The sequence below is a fragment of the Viridibacillus sp. NPDC093762 genome, from assembly GCF_050279675.1.
GTDB lineage: Bacteria > Bacillota > Bacilli > Bacillales_A > Planococcaceae > Viridibacillus.
The window spans coordinates 567,943-586,556 of the sequence record NZ_JBNNUK010000001.1 but is presented as its reverse complement, the minus strand read 5'-3'; the positions used below and the strand labels follow the sequence as shown (position 1 = coordinate 586,556).

Below are 18,614 nucleotides of genomic sequence, written 5' to 3'. Positions count from 1 at the left end.
AGAACTTTTATTTCGCTAACAATGCAGTATATCGGGCAGCATCTTTTGCTGGCATCTTCTCTAATACTTTCGCCAACGTTTCGGGTTTTAGGCTAGCTAGTATTTTAATTGCTTCCGAATCACTCATATTTATGATGACTGGAGCTGCTGCTTTTGGCGTCATTTTTTCAAAGGTTGAAACTATACTACTAAATTCTTTTTGTGTTTCTGCTTTGCCCTTTTCTAGCTTATCGATTTCAGCTATTAGTCGGTCTTGTTCAATAACAAGTTTAGATTTTTCATTTTTCGAGTCTTCTATTTGACCTTGTAATTGCGCAATTTCAGCTTCTTTTTCTTGAATTTGGGCTTTTAGCTCCACCGTTTGTTTGGCATTTTCTTTTACATCATTTTCATTTAACACTTTTTCATTAGTACTTTGGGCTGTACCACTTGTCCATTCTTTTGCTTTTTCAAAAACATTTACGTTTAATAAATGTGCAATGATCAGGAGAACGGCAGTTGTAAATAGTAATGGTATAATCACCCAATAAAAAAGTCTTTGAAGCGTACTAGGTGCCTTTACTTCCGAAGCTTTTGTATGCTCCAAATTTTTTTTCGCCATGCCATCACCTGATTTCTTTGTTGTAATATGCGACTGATGATAGTTCATCTAGTCGAATTGCTTCAAGTCTTTCTTGTTCTTCTTTAAAAGTTTCAAGATCTTTTTCTTTCATCTTTTCATATTTTCGAAATTCCAACGTTTTTTCTAGCAGTTTCTGTTCATGCCACTCCATTTTAGAGCGAGCTTGAATAACCTTTTGCTGTACATCTACTATTGTCTTTTCAAGACTATCAATAAATCTTGAATAATGATGAATTTCATCGATACTAGAACCAGTAGACATTCGTTGTTGTTGAAAGCCGATTAGGTCTTCTTTTTTCTTTAGTAGATTATAAAGTTTGGTAGCTACTTCTTCAAAAACTCTGACAGATTCTTTGAAAGCAATTTCTGTTTCATTTTTTTCTTGCTCTCTCACTGTCATAACTTTTTCAAAGCGATATATATATGCGCTCATTTACAGCCCACCACCATTCGATAAACTGATTAATTCATTCACACTCTGCTGCATACTAACATTATCTAAATAACCTTGTTTCAAAAATGCTGTAATTAGAGGCTCATAATGAATAGCTTGATCAATTTCTTTGGATGTTCCTCGCTTATAGGCACCTATATTTATCAAGTCTTCTGATTTGTTATACGTATAATAAAGTTCTCGTAACCGTTCTGCAGCCTGTACATGTTCTTTAGAAACGATATGATTCATTAAACGGCTGACACTTTTTAAAACGTTAATAGCTGGGTATTGTCCTTTATTCGCCAGTGTTCGATCTAGTACGATGTGTCCATCTAAAATACCTCGAACAGTATCTGCTATTGGTTCATTCATGTCATCCCCGTCTACTAAAACCGTATAGAAAGCTGTTATAGAACCATGTTCATTTGTACCTGTTCGTTCTAATAACTTTGGCAAAATAGAGAATACAGAAGGTGTATAACCTCTCGTAGCTGGTGGTTCTCCAACCGCCAAACCAATTTCTCGTTGAGCCATAGCAACACGAGTGACAGAATCCATCATGAGCATGACATTTAATCCTCTATTTCTGAAGTATTCTGCTATCGCTGTAGCTGTAAACGCCCCTTTAATACGCATCAGAGCAGGTTGATCAGATGTAGCAGCGATAACGATTGAGCGCTTCAAGCCTTCGGGGCCAAGATCTCGTTCGATGAATTCACGAACCTCACGACCACGTTCTCCAATAAGTGCGATAACATTTAAATCTGCTTCTGTATTTCTCGCTATCATTCCTAGGAGAGTACTTTTACCAACACCTGAACCAGCGAATATACCAACACGTTGACCATTACCGACCGTTAACATTCCATCAATTGCTTTTACACCCACTTCAAGGGTTTCATTTATAGGTGGTCTAGTTAAAGGATTTGGAGGGTCCTCTTCTGTTTGCACAGTAGCAAGGCCCTTTGGTAAGTTGTGTCCATCAATAGGTAATCCCATTGAGTCCAATACTTTACCAATAAGTTCAGGCCCTACTTTCACTTCTAAAGGTGACCCCGTTCCCTCAACTAAACAGCCTATCGAAATCTCTCTAATTGATGTAAACGGCATTAGTACAACGATTTCATCTTTAAAACCGACAACTTCAGCTAAAATCTCTGAATGTCCATTTTTTGAAGATTGCACATGAATTTTACAAACATCACCAACAGAACTTTCAGGACCTTGAGACTCAATCATTAGACCAACTACACGAGTTATACGACCATACTTTTTAAATGTTTGTATTGATGGAATATGCTCAATCAACTGCGACGCTTTCATCATTTCTGATCCACGCTTTCTAATATTTCTATTAGTTTTAATCGTAATTCATTAAGCTGTTCATCAATACTCACGACAATTCTTCCGTGATTTGTTTCGATATAGCCATCCGTATCATTTAATTCTTCATTTACGAATATCATGAATGGTACATCCACTGGGAAAATAGAAGCTAATTCATCTCGATGACTTGAAACTAGCTTATGATAAGTAAGTGACACATACAGTTTAATTTCTTTCATCTCTCTTGCCTCTTTTAAACCTCGACGGACCACATTTAAATACAGCTCTCCATTTTCTTCTAAGGCTGTCCCTAATATGCGAGTCGCTGCATTCAAAGCCAGTTCTAAAATGACTCTTTCTTGACTTTCTAGATATAGTTGAGCATTTTCTTGTGAACTGATAGTAGTTTCATTAGCTATATGAACTGCTTCTGACATATTGTCTTCAGCTTTTAAACGTCCTTCTTCTAAGCCTTGCTGAAAACCTTCATCGTAAGCTTGTTGTTGAAGAATAAGCTTATCTTGTTCCCATTGCTCTTTAGCAAAATCAAGTACCTGCTGTTGTTGTTCGCATTGGGCTAAGAATTGTTGTTGTTGCGTAGTAATTTCAGATTGTGCTTCAGCAATAATACGTTCTCTTTCGGCTAAAACTTCTTCTAAGGAATAATCCTCTACGACTTCTTGCTGATCTTCAGGCAATTTAAACTCGCGTATTTCAATCGTTCTAATTTTCTCTTTGGATGATAGAGTATCATCGAATCGAATGATTCTAGACAATGACGTCATCTCCTCCACCACGAGCGATAATGATTTCACCTGCATCCTCTAAGCGTCGTGTTACTGCAACGATTCTCATTTGTGCATCTTCAACATCTCTCAGGCGAACAGGTCCCATTACTTCCATCTCTTCTTTAAATGTCTCAGCCATACGTTGGGACATATTTTTGAAAATGATTTCTTTTACTTCTTCGCTCGAAATCTTCATTGCAAGAAGTAAATCTTCATTTTCACAATCACGTATAACACGTTGAATTGAGCGGTTATCCAGTGTAACGATATCTTCGAAAACAAACATACGTTTTTTGATTTCTTCTGCAAGTTCTGGATCTTGAATTTCAAGTGCATCCAGAATTGTTTTTTCTGTTTGTCTATCAACACCATTAAGGACTTCCACAACTGCGTCAACGCCACCAGTTTCGGTGTAATCTTGCGTCACTGTTGATGATAATTTGCGTTCTAATACCGACTCAATTTCACTAATAACTTCTGGCGATGTTGAATCCATCATTGCGATACGTTTTGCTATATCAGCTTGTACCTCTTGAGGTAATGATGAAAGTATAATACCCGCTTGCTGTGGCTCTAAATATGAAAGTATTAGCGCAATTGTTTGCGGATGTTCATTTTGAATAAAGTTGAAAATTTGTGCAGGATCGGTGCGTCTCGCAAAATCAAAAGGTCTTACTTGTAGAGAAGATGTTAATCGATTGATAATTGTTTGCGCCTGATCCGATCCAAGAGCTTTTTCTAATACAGTTTTCGCATAACCAATTCCACCTTGAGAAATGTAGTCTTGTGCGAGTGCAATATTATGAAACTCTTCGATAATTTCCTCTTTTATCTCTGGTTCAACTTTTTTAACTCCTGAAATTTCTAACGTTAAACGTTCTATTTCCTCTTCACTTAAGTGTTTATATACCGCAGCGGACACCTCTGGTCCTAGTGATATTAACAGGAGTGCTGCTTTTTGTTTACCAGATAAACCTTTTTCTTTCCTTGACACAGCTTTTCCCCCCATTAATCTTCAGTTATCCATGTACGTAATAATTTCGCGAAATCATCTGGCTTGTCTTTCGCCATCTTCTCAAGCTGTTTACGTCGTACGGTTGATTCTGTTTCTTTTTCTGTAGAAATATCTTCTACTTCAACTATTTCTTTTTGATCTTCTAGAATCATATTTTCTTCTGTCGCATTTTGTTTTCTAGAACGCAAGATAAAGAACGCTAGTAAAATAATAGCAACTACTAAAATACCGCCAATTACATATACCCACCATGGAATTTTACTTGTCTCTGTTGAAGCTAATTGAGTTTTACCATTCAATTGTTGAACAGTCACATTTATCTTTTGATCAATTTGAGCATTTGTTAATTGTCCAGCTTCGTCTTTATCAATTGAAGTGCGGACGATTGATGCAAGCATATTTTGAATATCCTGTTGTATATTCGTTGGTAATGTAGTTGCATCGTCAGCAGTTGGTGGTTCTACCATTACTTGAATACCTAAGTCACGAATTCGATATGGACTTTCTACAATCTGACGTTTAATACGATTCACTTCATTATTAATCGTCTCTTCAGTTTTCTCGTAATCTCCATCTCCTGATGACCCTGATTGATAGTTTGTAAAATTATCAGTAGCATTTTCAGCTTCAGGTGTACCGGAAGCCGCAGCTCCAGTACCAGTAAATGTTTCACTAATACGCTGGGCACTGATTTGGATACCAGTCATATTCTCTTTATCTACTGGTTCAACTAAATTTTCTTCACGTTGTTCCTGGGTAAAATCTATATCAGTAGTCACTACTACCGCTACTTTATCGGCTCCCATTAAAGTACCTAGCATTGTTTGCACTTGGCGTTGCAAATCACGTTCAATTTGCTTTTTAATTGCCAATTGTTGATTGACATCCGCTCCACTAGCTCCGGCTGCTGCGGTATTATTGGACTGTAAATCGTAATATTCAAAGTATTGATTAGTAATTACGATATTTTCAGGCGCTAGATTTGGAACACTTTTAGATGCCAGATTATAAAGTGTTTGGATTTGCGTTTCAGTAAATTGATAACCTGGTTCCGTATTCAAAACTATCGATGCACTAGCTGGCTGCTGTGTATCACTTACGAATACACCCTCTTCAGGTAAAGTAATCATTACTTTCGCGTCTTTTACACCTTTAATACCTTTAATTAAATTAGCTAGTTCTGTTTGTGTAGAAGCTAATTTCAGAACGCTAAATTCATTATCAGTCATACCAAATCCAGCGTTTTGAGAGAAAAATGAGTAATCTATTTTACCAGATTGCGGAAAACCTTCTGATGCTAATTGCACTAATAGTGCATCGACTTGGTTTTCTGGGACTAAGATAGATGTTCCACCTGGTGCAATCTTATATTTTGCCCCTTGAGCATCAAGGGTTTCTTTTATTTTCCCTACTTCAGCAGTCGATAAATCTGAATAAAGTGGCGCATACGTAACTCGAGTTGCAAAGTATGTAATAACCGCTGCGAAAATAATAATTCCAAGAAGGGAACCTATTAACGTACCTTTTTGTGCTTTCGTACGACTTCCCCAAAACCTTGTGGAGTCGGTTTTGATTTTTGTCAGTCTTTCATTCATTTTAAGCCTCCGGTTATAGTGAATGTTCTAATACGTGGTTAAATCCGCACTAACCGTTCGAATTAAACTGTCATTCGCATAATTTCTTGATACGCCTCTACTACTTTATTACGTACTTGTAATGCCGTATTCAATGTTACACTCGCTTTTTGAGCAGTAATCATAACGTCATGAAGCTCAACATTTTCTCCGTTTATCAACTTATTTGTCATATTATCAGAAGCAATTTGACTATCGTTTACAGATTGGATAGCATCTTTCAACATAGTTCCAAAATTTCCCTTAGATTCTGTAGGCATCGTTTCAGCAACTCTTTGTGTCATAGTTGGTTGAACTGGTTGCGTTACAGATACTTGTGATACTGGCAATTACTCCATCCTCCTTTGTAGAAATTATTTCCCTATTTCTAGAGCTTTTGTTAGCATCGATTTATTTGCATTAAATGCCGTTACGTTCGCTTCGTATGATCTTGTAGCCGATATTAGGTTTACCATTTCTTTCAAAGGATCAACATTTGAAGTTTGCACATACCCTTCATCATTAGCATCTGGATGTGTTGGATCATAAATAAGTTTGAATGGTGTTTCAGTATCATTATTAATCCCTGTTACTTTGACACCATTGCCAACTCCTTGTTTACTTGTTGAACCCATTGCCGTATTTAAATAATTAGAAAATTGTCCTTCTTTCGAAGTTAACGTTACTGTTTTACGACGATACGGAACCCACTCGCCATTTTCCATTGTCGCTCGTGTAGTATCGACATTTGCCATATTAGACGAAATGACGTCCATTCTTAAACGCTGAGCAGTAAGAGCCGATCCAGTCGTATTCATACTATGGAAGATAGACAAAATTAGTTACCCCCTTTAATAACAGTTTGTAATGTATTTAATTTACCGTTAATACGGTCAACCAAGGTATTATAGTAAATTGTATTTTCCGCCAAACTCGCTTGTTCTTTATCCATATCCACACCATTACCATTTTCTCGGTAGCGAAGATTAGAATAACTATAAACACCTGGTGTCGAATTCTTAGTAGTAAAATCAAAGTGTCTTTGATCAGTTCTGTTTGCTTGAATATATGTATTTTGTGCCTCAGTTAACATCTTTTTAAAACTAACGTCTTTCGCTTTATAGTTTGGCGTGTCATTATTCGCTATATTTTGAGCGATTGTTTTATTCTTCACCGTAGCATAAGCGAGGCCACTTTCCAAATTGCTTATCGTTCCACTAAATAAATCCAAATATTTCACCCCAATTCGATATATACTACCAAATTTCAATTTTATTTTTACTATCTAATTGTATTAGAGATGTATCCTAGTGTCTATCTGTATTAGGTTCTTTTTAATAGGTACAAAAACCCATTTTTTTCACTTTACTCACCTTTTCTTTCAAAACTTCTAAACCGCTTATCCTATAAGGGGTAAAGGTAATATTCACTATAACAATAGTGTTAATAAAATTAATTCTTTGTAATATCTACTACTTGTGCCGCTATTGAGTTTATAGGGATTTCTTAGTTGTTCAATATTATTAGAAAGTTATTTTATCCTAATAACACCAAATAGACACATATTCATTTGATATATTTAGTGGAATTTTCAGATAATTCAACTCGGTATTACTATAACAGACTTCATATATAATAATAGTTCTTTACTAATTTAATCTAAAAATAACTACCTTTTCATTACTCCCCACCCTTTTTTAACAGTAAAATGGTAACCATAAATTTTATATCATTTCCTTACAAAAGAATTATGTTTTTTTCATCATATTCAGCTGATTTTGTTAATTCACCATTTTTATTGACAATATTTTCATTTTTTCGTTGTCTTATAATGATTTCACAAATATACACCCATAATTCACTAGGTACAATTACTGGTGTATAGGTATAAAAAAACTATCCCAAAGTCTTTGATAGACTTTGGGATAGTTAGGTCGGAATTATTAGCGCATTTTGATTTCTGCTAATGCATTTAGGAATTTATCGTTTAATACTTTAATGTACGTACCTTTCATACCTAGAGAGCGTGATTCAATAACACCAGCTGATTCTAGTTTACGTAAAGCGTTGACGATTACTGAGCGTGTAATACCTACGCGGTCAGCAATTTTAGAAGCGACTAGTAATCCTTCGCTACCATCTAGTTCTTCGAAGATATGCTCAATAGCTTCTAATTCACTGTATGATAATGAGTTGATTGCCATTTGTACTACTGCTTTGCTACGAGCTTCCTCTTCGATTTCTTCAGCTTTTTCACGAAGAATCTCCATACCTACTACAGTTGCACCGTATTCAGCAAGGATTAATTCGTCATCTTCAAAAGTACCAGCTAGACGAGCTAAAATCAAAGTTCCTAGACGTTCGCCACCACCAATAATCGGCACAATTGTAGTTAGACCCGATTTGAAAAGCTCTTTGTTTTCAACAGGGAATGCACTATGCTCATCATGTACATCAAGGTTTGGAACAGTTTCAGAGAAGTCATATAAATTTTGAGTATATTCTTCAGGGAAACGACGCTCTTCAAACATTTTGTTAAGGCGTTCGTTTTCAATTTGTTGAGTAATTGAAATACCTAGTAATTTACCTTTACGACTTACGATATATACGTTACTTTCGATGACTGTTCCTAATGTGTCAGCCATTTCTTTAAAGTTAACTGGTTTCCCAGCAGATGCTTGAAGCATTGAGTTAATTTTTCGTGTTTTAGCTAATAAATTCATTTTTATTTAGCCTCCTGTAATATTTTTTGTATAGTTTATTTAATTTTCATAACTTTTAAAATTTTCATACAATAACCTAGATTATAAACTATAAGATAAATTGAGACAAATCTTTGTTCTTCGCAATTTCTCCAAGTTTTTGATCTACGTACGATGGTGTAATATCAATGTGAGCTGGTGCGATTTCTGCAGCTTCAAATGACAACTCTTCTAAAAGACGTTCCAAAATCGTATGGAGACGGCGTGCTCCGATATTATCTGTTTCTTGGTTTACAAATGTTGCAATTTCCGCAATACGATCAATTGCTTCTTCTGTAAACTCAATTTCAACACCTTCAGTATTTAATAATGCCTTATACTGAAGAATTAATGAATGGTCTGGCTCTTTTAAAATACGAACAAAGTCTTCCTTCGTAAGCTTTTCTAATTCAACGCGAATTGGGAAGCGCCCTTGTAGCTCAGGGATTAAATCTGATGGCTTAGACATATGAAATGCACCTGCAGCGATGAATAGCATATAATCTGTTTTGACAGGACCATACTTTGTATTAACAGTAGAACCTTCAACTATTGGTAAAATATCGCGTTGAACGCCTTCTCTTGATACATTCGCAGAACCAGAATTACCATTCTTATTGGCAATTTTGTCAATTTCATCGATAAAGATGATGCCTGTTTGCTCAGCACGCGTAATCGCTTCTTGAGAAACTTCATCAGAATCAATTAAATTATTAGCTTCTTCTATTATAAGTATACGTCTAGCATCTTTTACTTGTAGACGTCGTTTTTTCTTTTGCTTTGGCATTAAGCTTGATAACATATCACCCATGTTACTGCCACCCATATCCATGCCCGCTCCTGGAAAACCACCAAACATTGATGGCGATTGCTCAGTCACTTCTATCGATATCCACTCATCTTCAAGCTTGCCTGCTTTTAAAGCATCCGCAATTTGTGAACGTTTTAAACGTACTTCTGTATCATCTGTAGTTGTTTCTTCTTCTTTCTCGGAATTTTGTCCGAAAAACATTTCAAAAGGATTTGACGATGATTGCTTTTTACGCATACTTGGTACAAGTAATTTCACAATTTGTTCATTAGCTAGTCGCTCTGCTTGATCCTTTACTTCTTCATGTTTTTCTTCTTTCACGAGTCGGTTAGCCACTTCTACTAAGTCACGTACCATCGATTCCACATCACGACCTACATAACCTACTTCAGTAAATTTTGTCGCTTCTATTTTTATGAATGGCGCTTTAACTAAACGTGCGATACGTCTAGCAATTTCCGTTTTTCCAACTCCAGTTGGCCCAATCATTAAGATGTTTTTTGGGATGACTTCATTTTTCATCTCTTCATCTAAAAGTTGACGACGATGACGATTACGAAGCGCAACAGCTACTGCACGCTTAGCATCACGTTGTCCAACGATATAACGATCTAAATACTCGGTCATTTGTCTAGGCGTTTGTTGTTGTGTCATAGTTACAGTGCCTCCACGATAATATTATGGTTCGTAAATACACAAATATCTGCTGCAATTTCAAGCGATGCTTTCGCAATTTCCTCTGCTGTTAATGTTTCACCAGAGTATTGCTTTAACGCTCTGCCAGCTGATAACGCATAGTTTCCTCCTGAGCCAATTGCTAAGATACCGTCATCAGGTTCAATGACTTCACCAGAACCAGAAACAAGTAGTAGTGTTTCACTATTCATTACAAGTAACATTGCTTCTAGCTTTTGCAACATTTTATCTCCGCGCCACTGCTTTGCTACTTCGACTGAAGCACGTTGAAGGTTCCCATCAAATTCCATAAGTTTCCCTTCAAACATTTCAAACAATGTAAACGCATCGGCTACAGATCCGGCAAACCCCGCTAGTACTTTACCGTTATAAAGACGACGCACCTTCTTAGCTGTGTGTTTCATCACGACTGCATTACCAAGAGTCACCTGTCCGTCACCTGCCATCGCGCTCTGCCCTTTATGTTGTACTGCAAAAATTGTGGTTGCGTGCATTTCAACCATAATAACCCTCCTCCCAATTGTTACGCTCTTGGATGAGCATTCATATATGTTTTTCTTAGATGTTCTTTTGTCACATGCGTATAAACTTGCGTAGAAGATAAATTTGCGTGTCCGAGTAATTCTTGCACGGTACGTAAATCTGCTCCGTTGTTTAATAAATGCGTAGCAAAGGTGTGTCTTAACATATGAGGATAAATATTAGAATGTAACTCTGCATTTTTCATCATATCATTTAAAATATAACGAACACCTCTTGCGGTAAGGGCTCCACCTCGCATATTGACAAATAGTTGAGGGTTTTGAAGGCCTTTCATAAGTTTAGGACGTGAATTTGCTAGGTATTGTTGCAATGCTTCCGAAGCAAAATGTCCAAATGGTACATAACGTTCTTTTCTCCCTTTTCCCATCACACGTAAAATGCATATTGAAAAATCAACATCTTTCATTTCAATAGATGTCAATTCACTGACCCGAATACCTGTGGCATACAACAATTCAAGAATGGCTGTATCTCGTAAAGATTTCGAATCTTCCCCTTCGTTTGCCTGAAACAATCTGGCAAGCTCTTCTTCATAAAAAAAGCGCGGTAATCTATCTTCTTTCTTCGGATGATAAAGAGCTTGAAAGCCTGTATCATCCAATCCATATTCTTTATTTAGAAAACGAAAAAAAGAACGGATTGAAGAAATTTTCCTTGAGATAGTTGTTCTCGCTTTTTTTTCTTCGTACAATTTTGTTACGTAAAGTCTGGCGTGTATATATTCAACATCAGCTAAATCTACTACACCTTCTACTTTTAAGAAAGATAAAAATTCATGTAAATCAGTTTGATATTCTCGCACTGTTAATGGTGAAAAATTTTTTTCTAATTGAATATAAATAACAAATTGCTCAAGTGCTTGTTCAGATCGTATGTTCATTTGAACACCTCGTTAATAAAAGTTCCAAATTTAACCATCTAACTCTAAGCATTTTTATAAAGCAAAAACGATTACTAATCTAGAGCTAATGTTAATCCTAGTTGTTTAAGGCACATATGAGTATAACACACTCATGTGAATTGTTCGACACTTCAGTTCATAAGTCAAAATAAAGTTTTTCTTGAAAAGTTTATTCTCGTCTTTTGGATAACTTTGTTACACTTAAATGTATTATTCTTACTGTCAAATTACCACTATTTGTCTCTTCTTTTCATTATGAGAAATTATTTTCATTTATAAACAAAAAAGCCTTTAAAATTGTAACAATTTTAAAGGCTTAAAACAATTAGATATTTGTTGTATTTTTAAAATTTTGAATAGCAGCCAATGCGCGCTCTGCGTGTTTTTCACCGCGTTCTTGCTTCGATTTAATTTTTTCACCTAGTTTAGGGAATAAACCAAAGTTCACATTCATGGGTTGGAAGTGTTTTGAATCGGCTTCTGTTATATAACGCGCCATACTTCCTAATGCCGTTTCTGCTGGGAAGATTAATAAGTCTTTCTCCATTGCAAGATGTGCAGCGTTAATACCTGCAATTAGACCACTCCCCGCTGATTCAACATAGCCCTCTACACCTGTCATTTGACCAGCAAAGAAAATGTTTGGACGACTTTTTAGTTGATAAGTTGGTGCTAATGCTTTAGGTGAGTTGATAAATGTATTTCGATGCATAACACCATAACGAACGATTTCCACATTTTCCAAACCAGGGATCATACTAAATACTTCTTTTTGTGCTCCCCATTTTAAATGCGTTTGGAAACCTACTAAGTTATATAGCGTTCCTGCAGCGTCATCTTGGCGAAGTTGTACAACTGCATGTGGACGTTTACCTGTTCTAGGATCTTCTAAGCCTACTGGTTTCATAGGACCAAATAGCATAGTTTTCGGACCACGAGCAGCCATTACTTCGATTGGCATACAGCCTTCAAAGTACTTTTCTTTTTCAAACTCTTTTAATGGTGCAACTTCAGCGTTAATTAATGCTTCTTGGAAACGGTTAAATTCCTCTTCAGTCATTGGACAATTTAAGTATGCCGCTTCACCTTTATCGTAACGAGATTTTAAATATACTTTATCCATATCAATGCTATCTTTTTCGATAATTGGTGCAGCTGCATCATAGAAATAAAGATATTCTTCACCTGTTAACGTTTGAATTTGTTCTGCTAATGCTTTTGAAGTTAGTGGACCTGTAGCAATAACTGTTATACCCTCTTCTGGAATTTCAGTTACTTCCTCATTAATTACTTCAATAAGCGGATGGTTTTTCACTTTTTCTGTTACATAGCCTGCAAATTCGTGGCGATCCACTGCTAGCGCTCCACCTGCAGGAACTGAACTGCGATCTGCTGCTTCTATAATTACCGAATCTAACATACGCATTTCCTCTTTAATAACGCCAACAGCATTTGTTAAGTTATTGGCACGTAGTGAGTTACTACATACTAATTCTGCAAATTTATCTGTGTGGTGAGCAGGCGTTTGTTTGACTGGACGCATCTCATATAAGCGAACTTGAATGCCTCTTTTCGCGATCTGCCAAGCTGCTTCACTACCTGCTAAACCTGCACCGATTACATTTACGATTGTTGTCATGCTTATATATACCTCTTTCTTATACTCATCATTGTGATGCTGTTTCTTTATAGTCACATTTCGTACATTGAATTTGTACGCCTTTTTTCAGTTTCTTCTCTACTAATAATTCACTACATTTTGGACAAGGTCTATTAATCGGTTTATCCCATGATACAAAGTCACAGTCAGGATAACGATTACAGCCATAGAAAATGCGTTTAGTTTTACTCTTACGTTCTACTATTTCGCCTTCTTTACATGTTGGACATGTTACGCCAATTGCTTTGACAATAGCTTTAGTATTACGGCAATCAGGGAAGTTGCTACATGCCATGAACTTACCATAGCGACCTAGTTTGAAAACCATTGGTGAACCACAGTGTTCACAATCTTCACCGGCAGGTTCGTCTTTAATTTCAACTTTTTCCATGGCCACTTCAGCGTGTTGTACATGTTTTTCAAAATCTTGGTAGAACTCATCAATGATACTCACCCATTTTGTATTACCTTCTTCAATACTATCTAAATCGTGTTCCATTTTGGCAGTGAACTCGATATTAATAATATCAGGGAAAAATTCTAAAACTAATGAGTGAACAATTTCACCTAATTCTGTAGGTACAAAACGTTTATTGTCTAATGTGACGTAACCACGCTTTTGAATTGTATCCAATGTTGGAGCGTAAGTTGAAGGTCGGCCTATTCCTATTTCTTCCATCGTTTTAACGAGTCGTGCCTCTGAGAAGCGAGGTGGCGGCTGTGTGAAATGTTGTTTTGGTTCAATATTCAAGGATTTTACAATATCGCCTTTTTCCATTGGCGGCAATAGCTTATCCTTTTCTTCTTTTTGGTCATCTGAACCTTCAATATAAAGCTTCATGAAACCAGGGAATTTCACTTGAGAACCTGTAGCTCTAAAGAATACATCACCATTTTGTAAGTCTGCTGTTACTGTATCTAATACAGCAGATGCCATTTGGCTCGCTATAAAGCGTTCCCAAATTAAACGATAAAGACGGAGTTGATCTCTAGATAAAACTGCTTTTAACTGATCAGGCGTACGCAATGTGCTTGTTGGACGAATTGCTTCATGTGCGTCTTGCGCTTTTTCAGATTTTTTTGCTTGTTGATCAAGAGGCGTTGTATATTCGTTACCGTATGTTGATTGTACATATTCAAATGCTTCTTTTTTCGCCGTTTCAGATATACGTGTCGAATCGGTACGCATATACGTAATTAAACCAACCGTACCTTCTTTACCAACATCTATACCTTCGTATAATTGCTGTGCAAGCATCATTGTCTTTTTCGCACGGAAGTTTAATTTACGAGCGGCTTCTTGTTGTAGGGATGATGTTGTAAAAGATGGAGCTGCATTACGCTTACGCTCACGTTTCACTACTTTTGCAACTTCAAAATCTTCCCCCTTCATTAGCTTCAAGACATCTTTTACTTGTTCTTCATTGGATAATTTGATTTTCTCTTTACTATTTCCATAATAAATAGCATCAAATTGCTTTTTACCCTTTTCAAAGTTACCTTCGATTGTCCAATATTCTTCAGGCTGGAAGTTTTTAATTTCGTTTTCACGGTCGATAATCATACGTAATGCAACTGATTGCACTCGACCAGCAGATAAACCTTTTTTGACTTTCTTCCATAGAAGAGGACTAATGTTATACCCTACAAGACGGTCTAGAATACGACGTGCTTGTTGAGCATCAACTAAATCCATATCAATAGGACGTGGATGCTTAAATGACTCTTTAATAGCATCTTTCGTGATTTCGTTAAATAATACACGACAGTCCGATTTTATATCAATGTTAAGAGCTGTTGCTAAATGCCAAGCAATAGCTTCTCCCTCGCGATCTGGATCGGCCGCAAGATAGATTTTCTTGGCTTTTTTAGCTGCGGATTTTAAATCTTGTAAAACAGGACCTTTACCACGAATGGTAATGTATCTTGGTTCAAAATTATTTTCCGTATCAATTCCCATTGTACTTCTAGGTAAATCACGTACGTGACCAATTGATGCTTTTACTTTATATTTTTTTCCTAAATATCGCTCGATTGTTTTTGCTTTTGCGGGCGATTCAACTATTACTAAATAATCCGACATGTGAGTTCCCCCTTATAGAGGTGATGTTTCATTTTCTTTAGTTTCACTTGTTAAAATTGAATAAGTACATGAAAATATTGTTAAAAAACTTACCATTCAACTATAACTTTTTTTCTTAGCGTTTACAAAAGAATACCTGTTGCAAAATGTATAACAGAAAAGAAATTTTTGCAAGTTATATTTCATCATCAATTAAAATATCTTTCTAATTCTGCTATTATTTGATATCCATTCCAGACTGGTGTAGCACCTTCTGCGAGCAATTTATGCGGTCCTAATGAAAGTTTTGATGTGATATCTCCAGGTACAACGAAAATTTCTTTCCCGTGCTCTAAGGCGTGTTCCATTGTACTGGATGTACCACTTTTTTCAGCCGCTTCAGTAACTAGTATAGCCTTTGACATACCGCTAATAATACGATTCCGCATTGGAAAATACCATCGTTTAGGCTCGATATATGGCGGATATTCTGTCATTAATAAATGATCTTTGCTAATTATTTCGGCTAATTTTGTATTTTCTTTCGGATATAGATGAAATAATCCATGCCCTAGAATTGCGATTGTTTTACCTCCGTTTGCAATTGCACTTTCATGTGCCATTCGATCAGCCCCCTTCGCAAGGCCACTGATGATGATATAATCGTGTTCTACCAATGCCGGTATAATATACTGTAATGCATTTTTTGTATAGGCTGTCGCCTTTCTAGAACCAACTATAGCAATCTTACGTTTATTTTCTAGTAAATCTACTATTCCTTTTACATAAAGACATACAGGAGGATCATATAATTCGAATAACTCTTTAGGGAATAAGGGATGAAAGAACGGGATTGGGGTAATCAATTTTTGCTCATAAGCTTGGAGTAAGGGAGTTTCCATTGCTTCTATATAAGCAACTTTTAATCTAGTAGCTTTTTCATAGGAGAGATTTAATAATTGTGCAATTTTTTGTGAGGACATTTGTTCAAATCTTGCAAGTTCTATATCCTCTTTAAACAAAGGTGCTAACCTGTTTAGTGGTACAGGAAATACATAATGCAATGCTAATAGTCTTTGAGTCAATTGTGCTTCATTCATCATTGCCCTCCAGTCATATAACTACTTAAAAGGTGTAGCATTGTCTATTAAGACTTTGCTACACCTTCTATATTAATGGGTTTTACATTTTTCGTATAAACCATGTTCTTTAATAACTTTAATAAATGTTTCACCGATAACAGATGGTGTTTCTGCTACTTGGATACCAGCTGCATTCATTGCTTTAATCTTGTCAGCAGCTGTGCCTTTACCACCAGAAATAATGGCACCAGCATGGCCCATACGTTTCCCAGGAGGTGCAGTTTGTCCACCAATGAAACCTACAACTGGTTTTGTCATATTCGCTTTGACCCACTCAGCTGCTTCTTCTTCTGCAGTACCGCCAATCTCACCAATCATAACGACACCATAAGTTTCAGGATCTTCGTTGAATTCTTTTAAAACATCAATGAAGTTAGTACCGTTAACTGGGTCGCCACCAATCCCAACAGCAGTTGTTTGACCAATACCTTCTTGAGAAAGTTGGTGAACTGCTTCATAAGTTAATGTACCAGAGCGAGATACAACTCCTACATGGCCTTTTTTATGGATATAACCTGGCATAATACCAATTTTACATTCATCTGCAGTAATAACACCTGGACAGTTCGGGCCAATTAGACGCGTTTTCTTACCTTCCATATAACGTTTCACTTTAACCATATCTAGTACCGGGATATGCTCAGTAATACAAATAACTAAATCTAAATCAGCATCTACAGCTTCTAATATCGCGTCTGCCGCAAATGGTGCTGGTACATAAATAACAGAAACATTACAGCCTGTTTCTTTAACAGCGTCAACCACCGTGTTAAAAACAGGTACGCCTTCTACAGTTGTACCACCTTTACCCGGCGTAACCCCTGCCACAACTTTTGTACCATATTCTAGCATTTGCTTTGTATGGAAAAGAGCCGTTGACCCTGTAATCCCTTGTACAAGTACTTTAGTTTCTTTATTAATATAAACGCTCATTTCAAGTCCCCGCCCTTCTTAGCCTACAAGTTCTACAATTTTTCTTGCACCATCAGCCATTGAATCTGCTGTAACGATATTAATACCTGATTCATTTAACAACGCTTTACCAAGATCAACATTCGTACCTTCTAAGCGAACAACTAATGGTACATTTAAACCAACCTCTTTTGCCGCTGCAATAACACCTTCTGCGATAATATCACATTTCATGATACCTCCGAAAATGTTAACGAATATACCTTTTACATTTGCATCAGAAAGGATAATTTTGAAGGCTTCAGTTACTTTTTCAGCAGTTGCACCGCCCCCAACGTCCAGGAAGTTTGCGGGTGATCCGCCATAATAACTAATTGTATCCATTGTAGCCATAGCAAGTCCAGCACCATTGACCATACAACCAATGCTACCGTCTAATGAAATATAGCTTAAATCATATTTTGAAGCTTCAATTTCCTTTGGATCTTCTTCTTCGAAATCTCGTAATTCAACAACATCTTTATGACGATATAAAGCGTTTCCATCAAAGTTGAATTTTGCATCTAACGCCACTACGTTACCATCACCTGTCACAACAAGCGGGTTGATTTCTAAAATAGAAGCATCTTTTTCAGTAAATGCTTTATAAATCCCGAGCATAAGTGATGCAGCTTTATTTATTAATTTGTCTGGAATATTCATATTAAACGCAAGACGACGTGCTTGGAAACCTGTTAATCCGATAGCTGGATCAACTATTTCTTTGAAAATTTTCTCAGGAGTTGCTTCAGCAACCTCTTCAATGTCCATCCCGCCTTCTTCAGACCCCATCAAAGTAATTCTAGAAGTTGCACGATCTACTACAAAACCCAGATAGTACTCTTTTTTAATATCAGAGCCTTCTTCTATGTAGAGGCGTTTGACTTCTTTACCTTCTGGACCAGTTTGGTGAGTGACCAGGATTTTCCCTAATAATTCTTTCGAATACGAACGTACCTCGTCCAAATTTTTGGCAATTTTAACGCCACCTGCTTTACCACGTCCACCTGCATGGATTTGAGCCTTAACAACGACTACACTTGTACTTAATTCTTTTGCTACTTTTACAGCTTCCTCTGGTGAAAACGCTACTCGGCCATTTGGAACTGATACCCCATACTGTCTTAGAATTTCCTTTCCTTGGTACTCATGGATATTCATCTAACTTCCTCCCATCAAAATCCCATAGAGTTTTACTATTACATAACCATTGTATATAATCTGATTCACTATGTCTACATTCTTGTTATTTCGACTTTCACCTTTAATTATCCGCAAATTCGCTCGAAATATACATATATCAATGT

18 protein-coding genes are annotated in these 18,614 nt (G+C 36.6%); all 18 read right to left on the bottom strand.

Going from position 1 to position 18,614, the window contains the following annotated elements; translation table 11 throughout:
• Positions 1-7 precede the first annotated feature (7 nt).
• A complete protein-coding gene (locus ACQKM9_RS02795; RefSeq protein ID WP_427732434.1) occupies positions 8-649 on the bottom strand; it encodes a MotE family protein in 642 nt (213 codons plus the stop codon).
• Positions 606-1,055, bottom strand: coding sequence for a flagellar export protein FliJ (fliJ, locus tag ACQKM9_RS02790; protein ID WP_427732432.1), 450 nt, complete (start codon positions 1,053-1,055; stop codon positions 606-608). Before fliJ ends, ACQKM9_RS02795 begins: the two co-directional genes overlap by 44 nt.
• Positions 1,056-2,381, bottom strand: a complete 1,326-nt coding sequence (gene fliI / locus ACQKM9_RS02785) for a flagellar protein export ATPase FliI (protein WP_427732799.1) — start codon at positions 2,379-2,381, stop codon at positions 1,056-1,058.
• Positions 2,381-3,169 carry a flagellar assembly protein FliH gene (gene fliH / locus ACQKM9_RS02780; RefSeq protein ID WP_427732430.1) on the bottom strand — a complete coding sequence of 263 codons (789 nt, stop codon included), beginning with the start codon at positions 3,167-3,169 and terminating at the stop codon, positions 2,381-2,383. Before fliH ends, fliI begins: the two co-directional genes overlap by 1 nt.
• Entirely contained in the window at positions 3,153-4,166 is a 1,014-nt protein-coding gene (fliG, locus tag ACQKM9_RS02775) for a flagellar motor switch protein FliG (RefSeq protein ID WP_427732429.1), read from the bottom strand. Before fliG ends, fliH begins: the two co-directional genes overlap by 17 nt.
• 14 nt (positions 4,167-4,180) lie before the next feature.
• Positions 4,181-5,782, bottom strand: a complete 1,602-nt coding sequence (fliF, locus tag ACQKM9_RS02770; RefSeq protein WP_427732427.1) for a flagellar basal-body MS-ring/collar protein FliF — start codon at positions 5,780-5,782, stop codon at positions 4,181-4,183.
• 62 nt (positions 5,783-5,844) lie between these two features.
• Complete coding sequence (gene fliE / locus ACQKM9_RS02765; protein WP_427732425.1) at positions 5,845-6,150, bottom strand: flagellar hook-basal body complex protein FliE; 306 nt, start codon at positions 6,148-6,150, stop codon at positions 5,845-5,847.
• A 24-nt stretch (positions 6,151-6,174) separates the two neighbouring features.
• Positions 6,175-6,636, bottom strand: a complete 462-nt coding sequence (flgC, locus tag ACQKM9_RS02760; protein ID WP_427732423.1) for a flagellar basal body rod protein FlgC — start codon at positions 6,634-6,636, stop codon at positions 6,175-6,177.
• Positions 6,637-6,638: 2 nt separating this feature from the next.
• Complete coding sequence (flgB, locus tag ACQKM9_RS02755; protein WP_427732421.1) at positions 6,639-7,031, bottom strand: flagellar basal body rod protein FlgB; 393 nt, start codon at positions 7,029-7,031, stop codon at positions 6,639-6,641.
• A gap of 712 nt (positions 7,032-7,743) precedes the next feature.
• Positions 7,744-8,523, bottom strand: coding sequence for a GTP-sensing pleiotropic transcriptional regulator CodY (gene codY / locus ACQKM9_RS02750; protein WP_427732419.1), 780 nt, complete (start codon positions 8,521-8,523; stop codon positions 7,744-7,746).
• 88 nt (positions 8,524-8,611) lie between these two features.
• On the bottom strand, positions 8,612-10,006 hold the full coding sequence (gene hslU, locus ACQKM9_RS02745; RefSeq protein ID WP_427732417.1) for an ATP-dependent protease ATPase subunit HslU: 1,395 nt from the start codon (positions 10,004-10,006) through the stop codon (positions 8,612-8,614).
• A gap of 2 nt (positions 10,007-10,008) precedes the next feature.
• Positions 10,009-10,551, bottom strand: a complete 543-nt coding sequence (gene hslV / locus ACQKM9_RS02740) for an ATP-dependent protease subunit HslV (protein ID WP_427732415.1) — start codon at positions 10,549-10,551, stop codon at positions 10,009-10,011.
• Positions 10,552-10,571: 20 nt separating this feature from the next.
• On the bottom strand, positions 10,572-11,471 hold the full coding sequence (xerC, locus tag ACQKM9_RS02735) for a tyrosine recombinase XerC (RefSeq protein ID WP_427732413.1): 900 nt from the start codon (positions 11,469-11,471) through the stop codon (positions 10,572-10,574).
• A gap of 346 nt (positions 11,472-11,817) precedes the next feature.
• Positions 11,818-13,131, bottom strand: a complete 1,314-nt coding sequence (trmFO, locus tag ACQKM9_RS02730; protein ID WP_427732411.1) for an FADH(2)-oxidizing methylenetetrahydrofolate--tRNA-(uracil(54)-C(5))-methyltransferase TrmFO — start codon at positions 13,129-13,131, stop codon at positions 11,818-11,820.
• 28 nt (positions 13,132-13,159) lie between these two features.
• Positions 13,160-15,235 carry a type I DNA topoisomerase gene (topA, locus tag ACQKM9_RS02725; protein ID WP_053417478.1) on the bottom strand — a complete coding sequence of 692 codons (2,076 nt, stop codon included), beginning with the start codon at positions 15,233-15,235 and terminating at the stop codon, positions 13,160-13,162.
• 188 nt (positions 15,236-15,423) lie between these two features.
• Positions 15,424-16,314 (bottom strand): DNA-processing protein DprA, encoded by an 891-nt coding sequence (gene dprA, locus ACQKM9_RS02720; protein WP_427732409.1) that lies wholly within the window; start codon positions 16,312-16,314, stop codon positions 15,424-15,426.
• A gap of 72 nt (positions 16,315-16,386) precedes the next feature.
• On the bottom strand, positions 16,387-17,289 hold the full coding sequence (gene sucD, locus ACQKM9_RS02715) for a succinate--CoA ligase subunit alpha (protein ID WP_427732407.1): 903 nt from the start codon (positions 17,287-17,289) through the stop codon (positions 16,387-16,389).
• Between the two features lie 18 nt (positions 17,290-17,307).
• Positions 17,308-18,468 carry an ADP-forming succinate--CoA ligase subunit beta gene (gene sucC, locus ACQKM9_RS02710; protein ID WP_427732405.1) on the bottom strand — a complete coding sequence of 387 codons (1,161 nt, stop codon included), beginning with the start codon at positions 18,466-18,468 and terminating at the stop codon, positions 17,308-17,310.
• Positions 18,469-18,614 lie beyond the last annotated feature (146 nt).

Coding starts and splice junctions, on each gene's coding strand:
- topA (WP_053417478.1), bottom strand. CDS start 15,235: ATGTCGGATTATTTAGTAATAGTTGAATCGCCCGCAAAAGCAAAAACA.
- trmFO (WP_427732411.1), bottom strand. CDS start 13,131: ATGACAACAATCGTAAATGTAATCGGTGCAGGTTTAGCAGGTAGTGAA.
- sucD (WP_427732407.1), bottom strand. CDS start 17,289: ATGAGCGTTTATATTAATAAAGAAACTAAAGTACTTGTACAAGGGATT.
- hslU (WP_427732417.1), bottom strand. CDS start 10,006: ATGACACAACAACAAACGCCTAGACAAATGACCGAGTATTTAGATCGT.
- codY (WP_427732419.1), bottom strand. CDS start 8,523: ATGAATTTATTAGCTAAAACACGAAAAATTAACTCAATGCTTCAAGCA.
- fliF (WP_427732427.1), bottom strand. CDS start 5,782: ATGAATGAAAGACTGACAAAAATCAAAACCGACTCCACAAGGTTTTGG.
- hslV (WP_427732415.1), bottom strand. CDS start 10,551: ATGGTTGAAATGCACGCAACCACAATTTTTGCAGTACAACATAAAGGG.
- sucC (WP_427732405.1), bottom strand. CDS start 18,468: ATGAATATCCATGAGTACCAAGGAAAGGAAATTCTAAGACAGTATGGG.
- fliI (WP_427732799.1), bottom strand. CDS start 2,381: ATGAAAGCGTCGCAGTTGATTGAGCATATTCCATCAATACAAACATTT.
- dprA (WP_427732409.1), bottom strand. CDS start 16,314: ATGAATGAAGCACAATTGACTCAAAGACTATTAGCATTGCATTATGTA.
- fliJ (WP_427732432.1), bottom strand. CDS start 1,055: ATGAGCGCATATATATATCGCTTTGAAAAAGTTATGACAGTGAGAGAG.
- xerC (WP_427732413.1), bottom strand. CDS start 11,471: ATGAACATACGATCTGAACAAGCACTTGAGCAATTTGTTATTTATATT.
- fliH (WP_427732430.1), bottom strand. CDS start 3,169: ATGACGTCATTGTCTAGAATCATTCGATTCGATGATACTCTATCATCC.
- ACQKM9_RS02795 (WP_427732434.1), bottom strand. CDS start 649: ATGAACTATCATCAGTCGCATATTACAACAAAGAAATCAGGTGATGGC.